12 protein-coding genes are annotated in these 13,333 nt (G+C 70.2%); 11 read left to right on the forward strand and 1 reads right to left on the reverse strand.

Annotation, left to right across the window (positions count from 1 at the left end; all coding sequences use genetic code 11):
• Positions 1-208: 208 nt before the first annotated feature.
• From bioA to AC1DEL_RS18250, 11 genes are all read left to right on the forward strand, one after another.
• A complete protein-coding gene (bioA, locus tag AC1DEL_RS18200; RefSeq protein ID WP_477125854.1) occupies positions 209-1,627 on the forward strand; it encodes an adenosylmethionine--8-amino-7-oxononanoate transaminase in 1,419 nt (472 codons plus the stop codon).
• Complete coding sequence (gene bioF, locus AC1DEL_RS18205) at positions 1,617-2,831, forward strand: 8-amino-7-oxononanoate synthase (protein WP_092291351.1); 1,215 nt, start codon at positions 1,617-1,619, stop codon at positions 2,829-2,831. The genes bioA and bioF overlap by 11 nt, the downstream gene beginning before the upstream one ends.
• A complete protein-coding gene (gene bioD, locus AC1DEL_RS18210; protein ID WP_092291353.1) occupies positions 2,828-3,592 on the forward strand; it encodes a dethiobiotin synthase in 765 nt (254 codons plus the stop codon). Before bioF ends, bioD begins: the two co-directional genes overlap by 4 nt.
• A gap of 30 nt (positions 3,593-3,622) precedes the next feature.
• Positions 3,623-4,684 carry a biotin synthase BioB gene (bioB, locus tag AC1DEL_RS18215; protein ID WP_092291355.1) on the forward strand — a complete coding sequence of 354 codons (1,062 nt, stop codon included), beginning with the start codon at positions 3,623-3,625 and terminating at the stop codon, positions 4,682-4,684.
• Positions 4,685-4,748: 64 nt separating this feature from the next.
• A complete protein-coding gene (locus AC1DEL_RS18220; protein ID WP_477125855.1) occupies positions 4,749-6,782 on the forward strand; it encodes an acetyl/propionyl/methylcrotonyl-CoA carboxylase subunit alpha in 2,034 nt (677 codons plus the stop codon).
• 96 nt (positions 6,783-6,878) lie between these two features.
• The gene (locus AC1DEL_RS18225) at positions 6,879-7,820 is read left to right on the forward strand and encodes a 2-hydroxyacid dehydrogenase (RefSeq protein WP_441591436.1); all 942 of its coding nucleotides are present in this window, start codon (positions 6,879-6,881) and stop codon (positions 7,818-7,820) included.
• A 41-nt stretch (positions 7,821-7,861) separates the two neighbouring features.
• Positions 7,862-8,794, forward strand: coding sequence for a hydroxymethylglutaryl-CoA lyase (locus AC1DEL_RS18230; RefSeq protein WP_092291361.1), 933 nt, complete (start codon positions 7,862-7,864; stop codon positions 8,792-8,794).
• A 37-nt stretch (positions 8,795-8,831) separates the two neighbouring features.
• On the forward strand, positions 8,832-9,365 hold the full coding sequence (locus tag AC1DEL_RS18235; protein ID WP_092291363.1) for a YbaK/EbsC family protein: 534 nt from the start codon (positions 8,832-8,834) through the stop codon (positions 9,363-9,365).
• Positions 9,366-9,373: 8 nt separating this feature from the next.
• Positions 9,374-9,634: a DUF1289 domain-containing protein gene (locus tag AC1DEL_RS18240; RefSeq protein WP_477159143.1), complete on the forward strand. Its 261-nt coding sequence runs from the start codon at positions 9,374-9,376 to the stop codon at positions 9,632-9,634.
• Positions 9,631-10,572: an MBL fold metallo-hydrolase gene (locus AC1DEL_RS18245; protein ID WP_441591433.1), complete on the forward strand. Its 942-nt coding sequence runs from the start codon at positions 9,631-9,633 to the stop codon at positions 10,570-10,572. The genes AC1DEL_RS18240 and AC1DEL_RS18245 overlap by 4 nt, the downstream gene beginning before the upstream one ends.
• Before the next feature lie 14 nt (positions 10,573-10,586).
• Complete coding sequence (locus tag AC1DEL_RS18250; protein WP_092292093.1) at positions 10,587-11,135, forward strand: GNAT family N-acetyltransferase; 549 nt, start codon at positions 10,587-10,589, stop codon at positions 11,133-11,135.
• 3 nt (positions 11,136-11,138) lie between these two features.
• On the opposite strand, the gene AC1DEL_RS18255 is transcribed toward AC1DEL_RS18250, so the two are convergent.
• Positions 11,139-13,280, reverse strand: coding sequence for a TonB-dependent receptor (locus AC1DEL_RS18255; protein WP_092292095.1), 2,142 nt, complete (start codon positions 13,278-13,280; stop codon positions 11,139-11,141).
• Between the last annotated feature and the right edge of the window lie 53 nt (positions 13,281-13,333).

Genomic DNA, 13,333 nt, shown 5'->3' on the forward strand with positions numbered 1-13,333 from the left:
AGCCCGAATGGGGCGGCGCGCGCGTCACCGCATCCGCCAACATCGCGCAACCTCGGTCAAGTTGCCGCTAACGTGCCGGGGCAGCCCGGTTTGCCAAGTCCCCAAGGACCTTCCTACCATGAGCCTCCCCATTCCGTCCTGCTTGCCAGCGCGCCCCGGCCTCGTCCGGCGTGGCGCCGGCGTGGACGGACAACAAAGGAGGCTTCCCTTGGAACATCCGGAACACCTTTCTTCCCCAGCGGCTGACGGATCACTCGCCGCGCGCAGCCAGCGCGCCGTGTGGCACCCGTGCACGCGCCTGCGGCCCGACGCGGGCGCCAACGAGCCGCCGCTGGCCATCGCACGCGGCGAGGGCCCGTGGCTGATCGACAGCGACGGCCGCCGCTACTTCGACGCCATCAGTTCGTGGTGGGTCAACCTGTTCGGCCACGCCAACCCGGTCATCAACGCCGCGCTGGCGGACCAGATGCAGACGCTCGAACACGTGATGCTGGCCGGCTGCACGCACGCGCCGGCCGTGGCGCTGGCCGAGCGGCTGTCCGCGCTCACCGGCGGGGCGCTCGGCAACACCTTCTATGCGTCCGATGGCGCGTCGGCGGTGGAGATCGCGCTCAAGATGAGCTTCCACTACTGGCACAACACCGGCCTGCCGGCCAAGCGCGAGTTCGTGTGCCTGCGCCACGGCTACCACGGCGAGACGGTGGGCGCGCTGGCCGTGACCGATGTGGAGATCTTCCGCGACGCCTACGCCCCGCTCACGCGCCGCGCCCATGTGGCGATGTCGCCGGACGCCCGCCAGGCCAATCCCGGCGAGAGCGCCGCCGATGTCGCCACCCGCGCGCTGGCCGACCTGGAAGCGCTGCTGCGCGAACGCGCCGGCCAGATCGCCGCGCTGATCGTCGAGCCGCTGGTGCAGGGCGCCGCCGGCATGGCGATGTATGACCCGTCCTATCTGGAAGGCGCCCGGGCGCTGTGCGACCGCTATCGCGTGCACCTGATTGCCGACGAGATTGCCGTGGGCTGTGGCCGCACCGGCACCTTCTTCGCCTGGGAGCAGGCGCGCGAGCGTCAGGAGGGTGAAGCCTTGCCCGCCCACGCGTGGCCGGACTTCCTGTGCCTGTCGAAGGGCATCAGCGGCGGCTACCTGCCGCTCTCGCTGGTGCTGTCGCGGCCGGAGATCCAGCGCGCCTTCGTCGCCGACGACATCGCGCGCAGCTTCCTCCATTCGCACTCGTACACGGGCAACCCGCTGGCCTGCCGCGCCGCGCTGGCCACGCTCGACCTGTTCGACGCGGAAGACGTGCTCGCCCGCAACCGCGAGCGCGCCCGCTGGCTGGCCGACGCCATGGCGCCGCTGGCCGCCGACCCGCGCCTGGTCAACGTGCGCCAGCGCGGCATGATCTGGGCTGCCGATGTGGACCCGGAGGTCGCCGGCGCCGATTTCGCGTCGCGCTTCCATCTGGCCGCGCGCGAACAGGGCGTGCTGGCGCGCCCCATCGGCAACACCCTCTATCTGATGCCGCCGTACGTGTTCGACCAGCAACTCGCCGAATGGCTAGGCGAGCAGCTGCTCACCACGCTGCACGCGGTGGCGGGACCGATGCCGGAGGTGCGCCATGCTGCTTGAGCAACTGACCCGCGCCGCCGCCGACCGCGAAGCCCAGGCGCTCACGCGCCGGCGCCGCATCGCCCACACGGCCTGCGCGCCGCACCAGTCGGTCGGCGCCATCGACGCCAGGCCGGTGCCGCTGCTGACCTTCAGCAGCAACGACTACCTCGGGCTGGCCAACCATCCGGCGATTGCCGAGGCGCTGGCCGATGGCGCGCGTCGCTATGGCGCCGGCAGCGGGGCTTCCCACCTCGTCAGCGGCCATTCGATTGCGCACGCCCAACTCGAACAGGAACTGGCGCGGTGGCTGGCGCCGCATATCCCGCAGGCGCAGGCGCTGTACTTCTGCACTGGCTATATGGCGAACCTTGCCGTGCTGACCTCGCTCGGCACCGCCGGCGCGACGCTGTTCTGCGAGACGCTGAACCATGCCTCGCTGATCGACGGCGCTCGGCTGGCCCGTGCCGATGTGCAGCGTTATCCGCATGGCGATCTGGCCGCGTTGGACGCCCAGCTCGCCGCCCACACCGGCGGCCTGAAGCTGATCGTGACCGACAGCGTGTTCAGCATGGATGGCGATATCGCGCCGCTGGCTGGCCTGCTGGCGCTGGCCGAACGCCACGATGCGTGGATCATCGTCGACGATGCCCACGGCTTCGGCGCGTTGGGCGAGAACGGGCGGGGCGTGCTGGAGCACCTCGGCCTGCGCTCGGAACGGCTGATCTATATCGGCACGCTGGGCAAGGCCGCCGGCGTGGCCGGGGCGTTCGTGGCGGCGCACGCCACGATCATCGAGCATCTGGTGAACACCGCGCGCCCCTATATCTATACGACGGCGGCGCCGCCGGCCGTGGCGCACGCGCTGCTGACGAGCCTGGCGATCATCGCCGGTGAGGAAGGGCGCCAGCGCCGCGCGCAGCTTGGCGGGCTGATTGCCACGCTGCGCGACGGACTGGCCCGGCTGGCCGCGCAGGCCGGCTGGACGCTGGGCGAAAGCGACACGGCGATCCAGCCGCTGATCGTCGGTGACAACGCCGCCGCGCTGGCGCTGTCTGCCGCGCTGGAGGCCGAGGGCATCCGCGTGGGCGCCATCCGGCCGCCGACCGTGCCGGCCGGCACCGCGCGGCTGCGCATCACGCTGTCCGCCTCGCACACCGCGCAGGACGTGCAGCGGCTGCTCGATGCCATCGCGCGGGCCATCCCGCACCGGGAGGCCGCATGACGGATATCGACAAGGCGCAGAAGAAGCCCGGCCGCGTGGCCTGCTTCGTCACCGGCACCGATACGGGCGTCGGCAAGACCCACGCCACGGCCACGCTGCTGCACGCGCTGCACGCGGCGGGCTACACCACTGTCGGCATGAAGCCGGTGGCGAGTGGCGGCGAGTGGCTGGACGAGCGCTGGCAGAACGACGACGTGGAGCAGTTGCGCGCCGCCGGCTCGGTGATCGTGCCGCAGGAGGAGATGTGCCCGTTCCTGATGCGCACGCCGGTTTCTCCGCACCTGGCGGCGGCCATGGAAGGGCTGCGCATCACGCGCGAGCCGATCCAAGCCGCGTTCGCGTCGCTGCGCCATCGCGCCGAAGCCGTGGTGGTGGAGGGCGTGGGCGGCTTCCAGGTGCCGCTCGACGTGGGCGCCGCGCGCTGGAACACCGCCGACCTGGCCGAAATGCTCAACGTGCCCGTAGTGATGGTGGTGGGCGTCCGGCTTGGCTGCCTGAACCACGCGATGCTGACCGCCGACGCGGTGCGGGCGCGCGGGCTCACGCTGGCCGGCTGGATCGCCAACCGCATCGACCCCGACATGCTGCTGCCGCACGAGAACATCGCCACGCTGCACGACGCGCTCGGCGCGCCCTGCCTGGGCGAGCTGCCCTGGCAGGTGGCCCCCGCCGTGGCGGCGACGGAACTCGACCTCGCCCCGCTGCTGGCCAGCATGCCGCCGCATATCCGATACACCGCCGTGGCCCAGTCCGCTGACTGAGCCCCGACTACACAGAATCCGCAAAAGACCATGACCCAACAAGCCCAACAATCCCAACAGACCTCCGCCCAGACCGTCGCCACGATTTCCGCCGACGCCCTGCGCCAGTCCGCCCGCAACCTGCAAGCCGCCGCCGAGCGTGATGAAAACGCCGCATGGCGGGTCGATGACGTCGCCGCGCTGTTCGCGCTGCCGTTCAACGACCTGCTGTTCCGCGCGCAGCAGGTGCATCGGGAACACTTCGACGCCAACACGGTGCAGCTTTCCACGCTGCTGTCGATCAAGACCGGCGGCTGCGAGGAGGATTGCGGCTACTGCCCGCAGAGCGCGCACCACGACGCCGGCGTGAAGGCCGAGAAGCTGATGGAACTGGACGCCGTGCTGGAGGCCGCCCGCAACGCCAAGGCCAACGGCGCCACGCGCTTCTGCATGGGCGCCGCCTGGCGCAGCCCGAAGGACCGCCATCTGGAGCCGGTGATCGACATGGTGCGCGAGGTCAAGGCGATGGGCCTGGAGACCTGCGTGACGCTGGGCATGCTCAAGGCCGAGCAGGCGCAGCGCCTGGCTGACGCCGGCCTGGACTACTACAACCACAACCTCGATACCTCGCCCGAGTTCTACGGCAAGATCATCGGCACGCGCACCTACCAGGACCGCCTGGACACCATCGGCCACGTGCGCGGCGCCGGCATCAACGTCTGCTGCGGCGGCATCGTCGGCATGGGCGAGGCACGCGAGGCGCGCGCCGGCCTGATCGCCCAGCTCGCCAACCTGGACCCGTACCCCGAGTCGGTCCCCATCAACAACCTGGTGCAGGTGGAGGGCACGCCGCTGGCGGGCACCGAAGCGCTGGACCCGTTCGAGTTCGTCCGCACGATTGCCGTGGCACGCATCACCATGCCGCGCGCGATGGTGCGCCTGTCCGCCGGCCGCGAGGCCATGGACGAAGCGTTGCAGGCGCTGTGCTTCATGGCTGGCGCCAATTCGATTTTCTATGGCGAAAAGCTGCTGACCACCGGCAACCCGCAGGCCGAGCGCGACCGCGCGCTGCTGGCCCGGCTCGACATCCGCGCGGAAGGCTACGCGGGATGACGGCCCTGCCGTGAGGTAAGCAACTGGCCGCCCCCCGGATAACAAGGGAAACAAAGGAGGAGCCATGTTCAACAAGATCCTGATCGCCAACCGTGGCGAGATTGCCTGCCGTGTGGCGGCCACGTGCCGCCGGCTGGGCATCCGCACGGTGGCCGTCTACTCCGATGCGGACGCGAACGCGCGCCATGTGGCGTTCTGCGACGAAGCCGTGCATATCGGCGGCCCGGCCGCGCGCGACAGCTACCTGCGCGCGGACCACATCATCGAGATGGCGAAGGAGACCGGCGCCCAGGCCATCCACCCGGGCTACGGCTTCCTGTCCGAGAACGAGGCGTTCGCGCAGGCGTGCGCCGCCGAAGGGCTGGTCTTCATCGGCCCGCCGGCCTCGGCCATCCACGCCATGGGCAGCAAGAGCGCGGCCAAGCAGCTGATGGAAAGCGCGTCCGTGCCGCTGGTGCCCGGCTACCACGGCGAGGATCAGGACCCGGCGCTGCTGCGCCGCGAGGCGGACCGCATCGGCTACCCGGTGCTGATCAAGGCCAGCGCGGGCGGCGGCGGCAAGGGCATGCGCGTGGTGGAGGCGGGCGAGGGCTTCGAGGCCGCGCTGGCCTCGGTCAAGCGCGAGGCATCGGCCAGCTTCGGCGACGACAAGGTGCTGGTCGAGAAATACCTGACCCGCCCGCGCCATATCGAGATTCAGGTTTTTGCCGACACCCACGGCAACTGCGTCTACCTGTTCGAGCGCGACTGCTCGGTGCAGCGGCGCCATCAGAAGGTGCTGGAGGAGGCCCCCGCGCCCGGCATGACCGAGGAACGGCGCCGCGCGATGGGCGAGGCGGCGGTGGCGGCGGCCAAGGCCGTGGGCTACGTCGGCGCCGGCACGGTCGAGTTCATCGCCAATCAGGACGGCTCGTTCTACTTCATGGAGATGAACACCCGCCTCCAGGTGGAGCATCCGGTCACGGAGATGATTACCGGCCAGGATCTGGTGGAGTGGCAGTTGCGCGTGGCGGCCGGCGAGCCGCTGCCGCTGACGCAGGACCAGCTCCGCATCGACGGCCACGCGCTGGAAGCGCGCATCTACGCCGAGAACCCCGACAACCAGTTCCTGCCGTCCACGGGCACGCTGCGCTTCCTGCGCACGCCGCCGGCGGTGCAGTTCATGCTTGGCGGGGACTCCCACGGCCCGGCAGGCGTGCGGATCGATGCCGGCGTGCGCGAGGGCGACACCATCAGCCCGTTCTATGACCCGATGATCGCCAAGCTGATCGTCTGGGGCCCCAACCGCGACGCGGCGCTGGCGCGCATGGAGCAGGCGCTGGCCGGCTACCACGTGGTGGGGCTGCAAACCAACGTCGCCTTCCTGCAGCGGCTGGTCAAGTCCGAGGCGTTCCGCACGGCAGACCTCGACACCGGCCTGATCGAACGCAACCAGGCGGTGCTGTTCCCGCCGCCCAAGGCGGCCGGCATGGAGGCCATCGCGCTGGCCGTGGCTGCGCTGCTCGAGCGCGAGACCCGCACGCGCCGCATCGACGAGGCCGACCGGCACTCGCCGTGGACCCACGCCGGCCCGTGGCGCCTGAACGGCCGGGAGTCCCGTACGCTGTACTTCTCGCATCGCGGCAACAAGGTGGAAGTGGTGCTGCGCGCCGACCCGCGCCGCAGCACGCTGATCTATGCCGATCAGGCGGCGCCGTTCGCCTACGTGTTCAAGGCCGACGACATCCGCGTGGACCTGGGCACCCGCCGCACCCACGGCCAGGTGCACGTGGAGGGCGACATGTTCCACGTCTTCACCGCCGGCCGGCACACGGAACTGGCGTGGCTGGACCCGCTGGGCCACGCCGGCGAGGCCGAGAGCGAGGGCGGCAAGCTCACCGCCCCGATGCCGGGCAAGGTGATCGCCGTGATGGTGACGCCCGGCAGCACCGTCACGCGCGGCACCCCGCTGCTGGTGATGGAAGCCATGAAGATGGAACACACCATCAGCGCCCCCGCCGACGGCGTGGTCAGCGAGGTGCTCTACGGCGTGGGCGAGCAGGTAGCGGAAGGCGCGCAACTGCTGGCGTTCGCGGTGGCGGAGCCAACGGCTGCCTGACGGTTTGCTCCCTTCTCCCAGAGGGAGAGGGGAGCAAAGCAGGGTCTGCCGTGCCAAAATGCCCCCACAACACCCCCGAAAAGAACTGGAGTCGAGATGAAGTTGCAGTTGTACGTGCCGGATGGCCGCTATGAACCCTGGATCGAAGGCTTTGCCGAGGCGCTGCCCGAGGCGCAATGCCTGAAGTGGGAGGAAAGCCAGGGCGAGGCCGCCGACTACGCCGTGGTCTGGCGTCCGCCCGTGGCCATGCTGCGTGGCCGCCAGGACCTGCGCGCCGTGTTCAACCTCGGTGCCGGCGTGGACGGCATCCTGCGCCTGCGCGACGAAGACCCCGACGCGCTGCCGGCCGGCGTGCCCATCGTGCGCCTCGATGACGCCGGCATGGCCGCCCAGATGGCTGAATACGTCACCGCCGCCGTGCTGCGCTACTTCCGCAAGCTCGACGCCTACGACGCCCAGGAACGCGCCGGCACGTGGAAATTCCTCAAGCCCCATCGCCGCGCCGACTTCACCATCGGCGTGATGGGCATCGGCACGCTGGGCGCCCACATCGCCCGCACGCTGGCCGGCTTCGGTTTCCCGGTGCGCGGCTGGAGCCGCTCGGCCAAGGCCGTGGAAGGCGTGGAATCGTTCCATGGCGAGGACGGCCAGCGCGCCTTCCTCGACGGCCTGCGCGTGCTGGTGAACGTGCTGCCGCTGACCACCGAGACCGAGGACATCATCGACACCGGCCTGCTCTACCGCCTGGCCCGGGGCGCCTATGTGATCAACGTGGCGCGCGGCCCGCACCTGGTGGAAGACGACCTGCTGGCCGCCGTGCGCGAAGGGCAGATCGCCGGCGCCACGCTGGACGTATTCCGCACCGAACCGCTGCCGGCCGACCATCCGTTCTGGCAGGAGTCGCGCATCACCATCACGCCGCATATCTCGGCGCTGACGCTGCGCGAGGACAGCATCGCCCAGATCGCCGGCAAGATCCGCGCGCTGGCCGAAGGCAAGCCGATTGCCGGCGTGGTGGACCTGCAGCGCGGCTACTGAGCCGGGCCGGCACGTCCAGACAAGGAACCGAGGAGACAGCCATGACCATGCCCCAGTACGTGAAGATCGTCGAAGTGGGCCCGCGCGACGGGCTCCAGAACGAAAAAGCGATGGTGCCCGCCGACGTCAAGGTGACGCTGATCAACCAGCTCACCGACGCGGGCTTCGTCAATATCGAGGCCGCGTCGTTCGTCTCGCCCAAGTGGGTGCCCCAGATGGCGGACGGCGCCGAGGTCATGGCGCGCATCCAGCGCCGCCCCGGCACGCTGTATTCGGCCCTGACGCCGAACTTGCGCGGCTTCGAGGGCGCCGTGGCGGCCGGGGCCGACGAGGTGGTGATCTTCGGCGCGGCCAGCGAGGCGTTCTCGCAGAAGAACATCAACTGCTCGATCGCCGAGTCGATCGCCCGCTTCGAGCCGGTGGCGGCCGCCGCCAAGGAAGCCGGCGTGCGGCTGCGCGGCAGCATCTCCTGCACGCTGGGCTGCCCCTACCAGGGCGAGGTGTCCGTCCACGACGTGGTGGACGTGGTGCGCCGCATGCGCGACCTGGGCTGCGACGAGATCGACATCGCCGATACCATCGGCGTCGGCACGCCCGCGCGGGTGCAGGAAGTGATGCGCGCGGCGTCGATGGAGTTTGCGATCGACCGGCTCTCGGGTCATTTCCACGATACCTACGGGCAGGCGCTGTCCAACATCCTGGCCAGCCTGGAAGTGGGCATCGGCATCTTCCACGCGTCCGTGGCGGGGCTGGGCGGCTGCCCGTACGCCAAGGGCGCCACCGGCAACGTGGCCACCGAGGACGTGCTCTACATGCTCCACGGCATGGGGCTGCATACCGGCATCGACCTGGAGGCGGTGGTGCGCACCGGCGACTACATCTCGCAGGCCATCGGCCGCCCGAACAACTCGCGCGTGGGCCGCGCCCTGCTGACCAAGTGGGCGGCGGCGGACGACGCGGCGGTCTGCACCTGAGCTGCCCCCTATATAGATAGATAAGGAGAATCCACCCATGAGCGCGTCCCCCGCATCCAACGAGCCGAACGAACTCGGCGAATTGCCCGACGCCGCGCAGCGCGTGGCCGACCTGCTCGCCGGCATCGGCCATGACCGCCCGGTGGTGATGCTGCCGGCCACCGGCAAGACCTCGGCCGAAGCCGCCGCCGGGCTCGGTTGCAGCGTGGCGGAGATCGCCAAGTCGATCATTTTCCGGCGCGTGGCGGACGACGCCCCGGTGCTCGTCATCGCCAGCGGCAGCAACCGCGTGGACGAGGCCAAGGTGGCCGCCCGCGTGGGCCCGCTGGGCAAGGCCGATGCGAAGTTCGTGCGCGAGAAGACCGGCTATGCGATTGGCGGCGTCTGCCCCATCGGCCACGCCGTGCCGCCCGTGATGCTGCTCGACCAGGACCTGTTCCGCTACGAGAGCCTGTGGGCCGCCGCCGGCCATCCGCACGCGGTGTTCAACCTCACGCCGCACCAGCTCCAGGCCATGACCGGCGCCGAAGTTGCCGACGTGGCGGCGCAGGTGGCGCCGGTGGCTAACTGACCCGCGCGATGTCCGCCGTGCTCCCGCCCGCCGCGCGCCGCCTGCAAGCCGACCTCACGCGCGGCGCCGCTGCCGCGTTGGGGACGTCGCCGGTGSCGTCSCCGTGCCGCAACGTCTGCAAGATGGACCCGGTGACCGGCTATTGCGAAGGCTGCCTGCGCACCATCGAGGAAATCGCCGGCTGGTCCCAGGCCGATGATGCCGAGCGCCGGCGCGTCTGGGCGCTGCTGCCTGCGCGCGTGGCGTGGCTGGGCGGAGACGGGGCATGAACGCGCCGCTTTCCTTTTCCGCCTCTTTGCCGCCGTCCGTCCGCGTGTTCGAGCGCGGCTGGCTGTCGGCCAACAACGTGCTGCTGGTCGATGACGAGACTGGCGACACGGCGCTCGTCGATACCGGCTACCTGACCCACGCCGCCCAGACCGAGGCGCTGGTCGCATCGGCGCTCGATGGCCGGCCCCTGCGGCAGGTCATCAACACTCATCTCCATTCGGACCATTGCGGCGGCAACGCCGCGCTGCAGGCGCGCTGGCAGCCACGCACGTCGATCCCGGCCGCCGAGGCGGCGGCGGTGTCCGCGTGGGATGACGACGCCCTGAGCTTCGTGGCCACCGGCCAGCAGTGCCAGCGCTTCACCTTCGACGCGCTGCTGCACGACGGCGACCACCTGCGCCTGGGCGGGCTCGACTGGCACGTGGTGGCCGCGCCGGGCCACGACCCGCACGCAGTCATGCTGTTCGCCCCCGGGCCGCGCATCCTGATCTCGGGCGACGCGCTCTGGGAAAACGGCTTCGGCGTGATCTTTCCCGAACTCGACGGCGAAAGCGGCTTCGCGGAGCAGGCCGCCGTGCTGGCGCGCATCGCCGAACTCGACGCCCGCCTCGTCATCCCCGGCCATGGCCGCGTGTTCGGCGATGTGTCCGAGGCGGTGGCGCGCGCGCAGGGCCGGCTGGCCCACCTGCGCGGCGACCCGCTGCGCAACGCCAGCCACGCGGTAAAGGTGCTGGTGAAGTTCAAGCTGCTGGAGCAGCAGTCGATGTCGCGCACCGCGCTGCTGGCGTGGATGCACGGCACGCCGCTGATGCAGCGCATCCACGCGCGCTTCATGGCCGAGACGCCGTTCGAGACGGTCTTCGCCCAGACCCTGCGCGGGCTGGCGGCGGTGGGCGCGCTGGCGCTGGACGGCGAGACCGTCCACAACCGCGACTGAGGCGCCGGGCCATGATGCCGCCGCTGCGGGGCAAGGACTTCATGCTGCGGCCGTTCCGTGCGGCCGATGTGCTGCCGTTCGCGGCGGCGGTGCGGGAGTCGATGGCCACCGTCGGCGCCTGGATGCCGTGGGCGCGGCATGACTACAACACGCTGGACGCCCAGGAGTGGTTCGCGCGCTGCGACGCCAATATGGCGGATGGCTCCGCGTTCGACATCGGCGTGTTCTCGCCCGATGGCCGGGAGCTTTACGGCGGCGTGGCGATCAACCAGATCCGGCCGGAGGACAACCTCGGCAACCTGGGCTACTGGATTCGGGAGAGCCGCCAGCGGCAGGGGCTGGCGGCGGGCGCGGCAACGATGATGGCCTGCCATGGCTTCCACGGGCTCGGCCTGACCCGCATCGAGATCGTGGCGGCCGAAGCCAACGTGGCGAGCCGCGCCGTGGCGGTGAAGATCGGCGCCACGCTTGAATGCATCGCCCGCAACCGGCTGATCCTGCGCGGCAGGCCGGTTGCGGCGGCGGTGTACTCGCTGGTGCCGGAGTGGTTCTCGGGGGGCTGACCCTTAGAACGACGTCCGCATGCCGATCTTGACGCTGCGGCCCGGCAGCGGGGCGATGTCGCGCAGGATCGACGTGGCGCTGCGGGCTTCCTCGTTGGTGAGGTTGTCGCCGCGCACGTAGAACAGCGTCTGCACGCCCGATACCTTGAGCTTGTACGTCAGCGCCACGCCCAGCGTGGTGTACGCGTCGGTGGGCGTGTCGCCGCTCGGCACGCGGCTCTGGCGCGCGTTCCAGTTCACGTCCATGCGCGCGCCCCACGGGCCGGCGCCGTAGACCAGCGCGCCGCCCAGCCGCAGCGGGGACAGGCGCGGCAGGGCCTCGCCGGTGTTGCGGTTCTCGCCGTGGACGTAGTCGGCGCGGGCTTCGAAGTCCAGCGTGTCGCTGGTCGTCAGCATCTTCTGCAGCAGCCGCGTCTTGCCTTCGGCCTCGAAGCCATACAGCGTGGCCGGCACGCCGAGGTATTGCAGCTCCGGCAGCGCGCCGTCACTGCCGGCGGCCACCACATTGCCTTCCGCGTCGCGGAAGCTGCCCGAATTCACCAGCGCCAGGTAGTTCTGGAATCGGCTGTAGTAGCCCGAGAGCGAGCCGCTATGCGCGCCCTGCTTGAAGCGCACGCCCAGGTCCAGCGAGGTGGCGCGCTCCTTGTTCGCGTTGGGGTCGCCTACCTCGTAAGAGCCGGTGGCCAGGTGGGGGCCGTTGGCGTACAGCTCGTAGAACGTGGGCGCGCGCTCGGTGTAGGACAGGTTCGTGGTCACCGACCACACCGGGTCCAGCTTCCACAGCAGCCCGGCCGAAGCGCTGCCCGCGTTGAAGCTGCGGTTCGCATCGGTAAAGCGGTCGTTGCCGTTGGCGCTGGCCTTGACGCTGCTGTGATCCAGCCGGCCGCCGAGGTTCAGCTTCAGGTCGCCCGAGGCCACCAGCGGCATTTCCTCGAACACGAAGATGGCGGCGTTGTCCGTGGCGGTGCTCGGCACGAACGCCTCCTCGCCCAGCGCGGAGAAGTTGGTGTGGCCGAACTGCGTGCCGATCACCCCGGTCATGTTGCCGATCTTGCCGTGCGTGGCTTCCAGGCGGGCGTCCCAGCCGTGGTTCTTGAAGATCGTGCCGGTCTCGCCGTCCTCGATCTCGCGGTGTTCGTAGTCGGTGTAGCTGAACTTGCCCTTCACCGCCTCGATAAAGCCGCCGGTGTTGTTCGACAAATTGCGCGCCTCGCCCTCCACCGCGTAGCGGTCCTGGCGCATCTTGATGCGCGCGTCGGCTTCGGCCGGGGTGCCGTAGTCGTTGCGATAGGTCGAGAAGTTGGCGCCGACGAAGCCGTCGCTCCAGGTGTAGGCGCCGCCCATCGCGCCGCCTTCCTGGTGCGCGTTGGTGTTCGGGATCTTGCCGTAGGCCTCGCTCTCGCCCTCGGGCAGCGGCTGGGTGGCGCGCAGGTTGCCGCTGCGTGCGTAGCCGGGGATCTTCAGGTCGCTGGTCTGGCGCACGAAGGCGTCGGCGTGCACGGCGAACTGGCCATTGCCGGCCTCGATCAGGCCGCTGGCGTTGCGGCCCTTGTCGCCGCCGATGGTGCCGCTTACGTCCGCCGCGCCGCTCACGCCGGTAATCGGGTCGCGCGGGATGCGGTTATCGATCACATTCACCACGCCGCCGATGGCGCTGCCGCCGTACATCAGCGCGGCCGGGCCGCGTACCACTTCGATCTTCTCGGCCACCAGCGGGTCGATGGGCACCGCGTGGTCATAGGAGAGCGTGGAGGCGTCCAGCGTGGAACCGCCGTTCTGGAGCACCTTGATACGGTCGCCATCGAGCCCCCGGATGATCGGCCGGCTCGAGTTCGGGCCGAAATAGGTCGAGGTCACACCGGGCAGGCTGTTCAGCGTCTCGCCGAGTGTGCTGGCCTGGCGCACGGCCAAGGCGTCCCCGCCGAGCGAGGAGACCGGCGCGACCATGTCGTTGAGGTCGCTGCCGAGCGGATTGGCAGTGACCACCACTTCCTTGAGGGTTTGCGGGGCGGCCTGAGGGGCAACCGGAGTCGCGGCTTCCTGAGCCGAGGCGCCAGCGGTGAAGCCGGCGGTGACGAGAAAGGCGGCAACGGCCGCCAGCGGGGTGCGGCGCACCGCCGAGGAGAAATGAATAGGGGAGGACATGGCTCGCGATTCGAATTCGATGACGAAGCGCGGGCGGCGGTTCACACCGCAGC

Source organism: Cupriavidus sp. 10L43_2 (assembly GCF_056395265.1).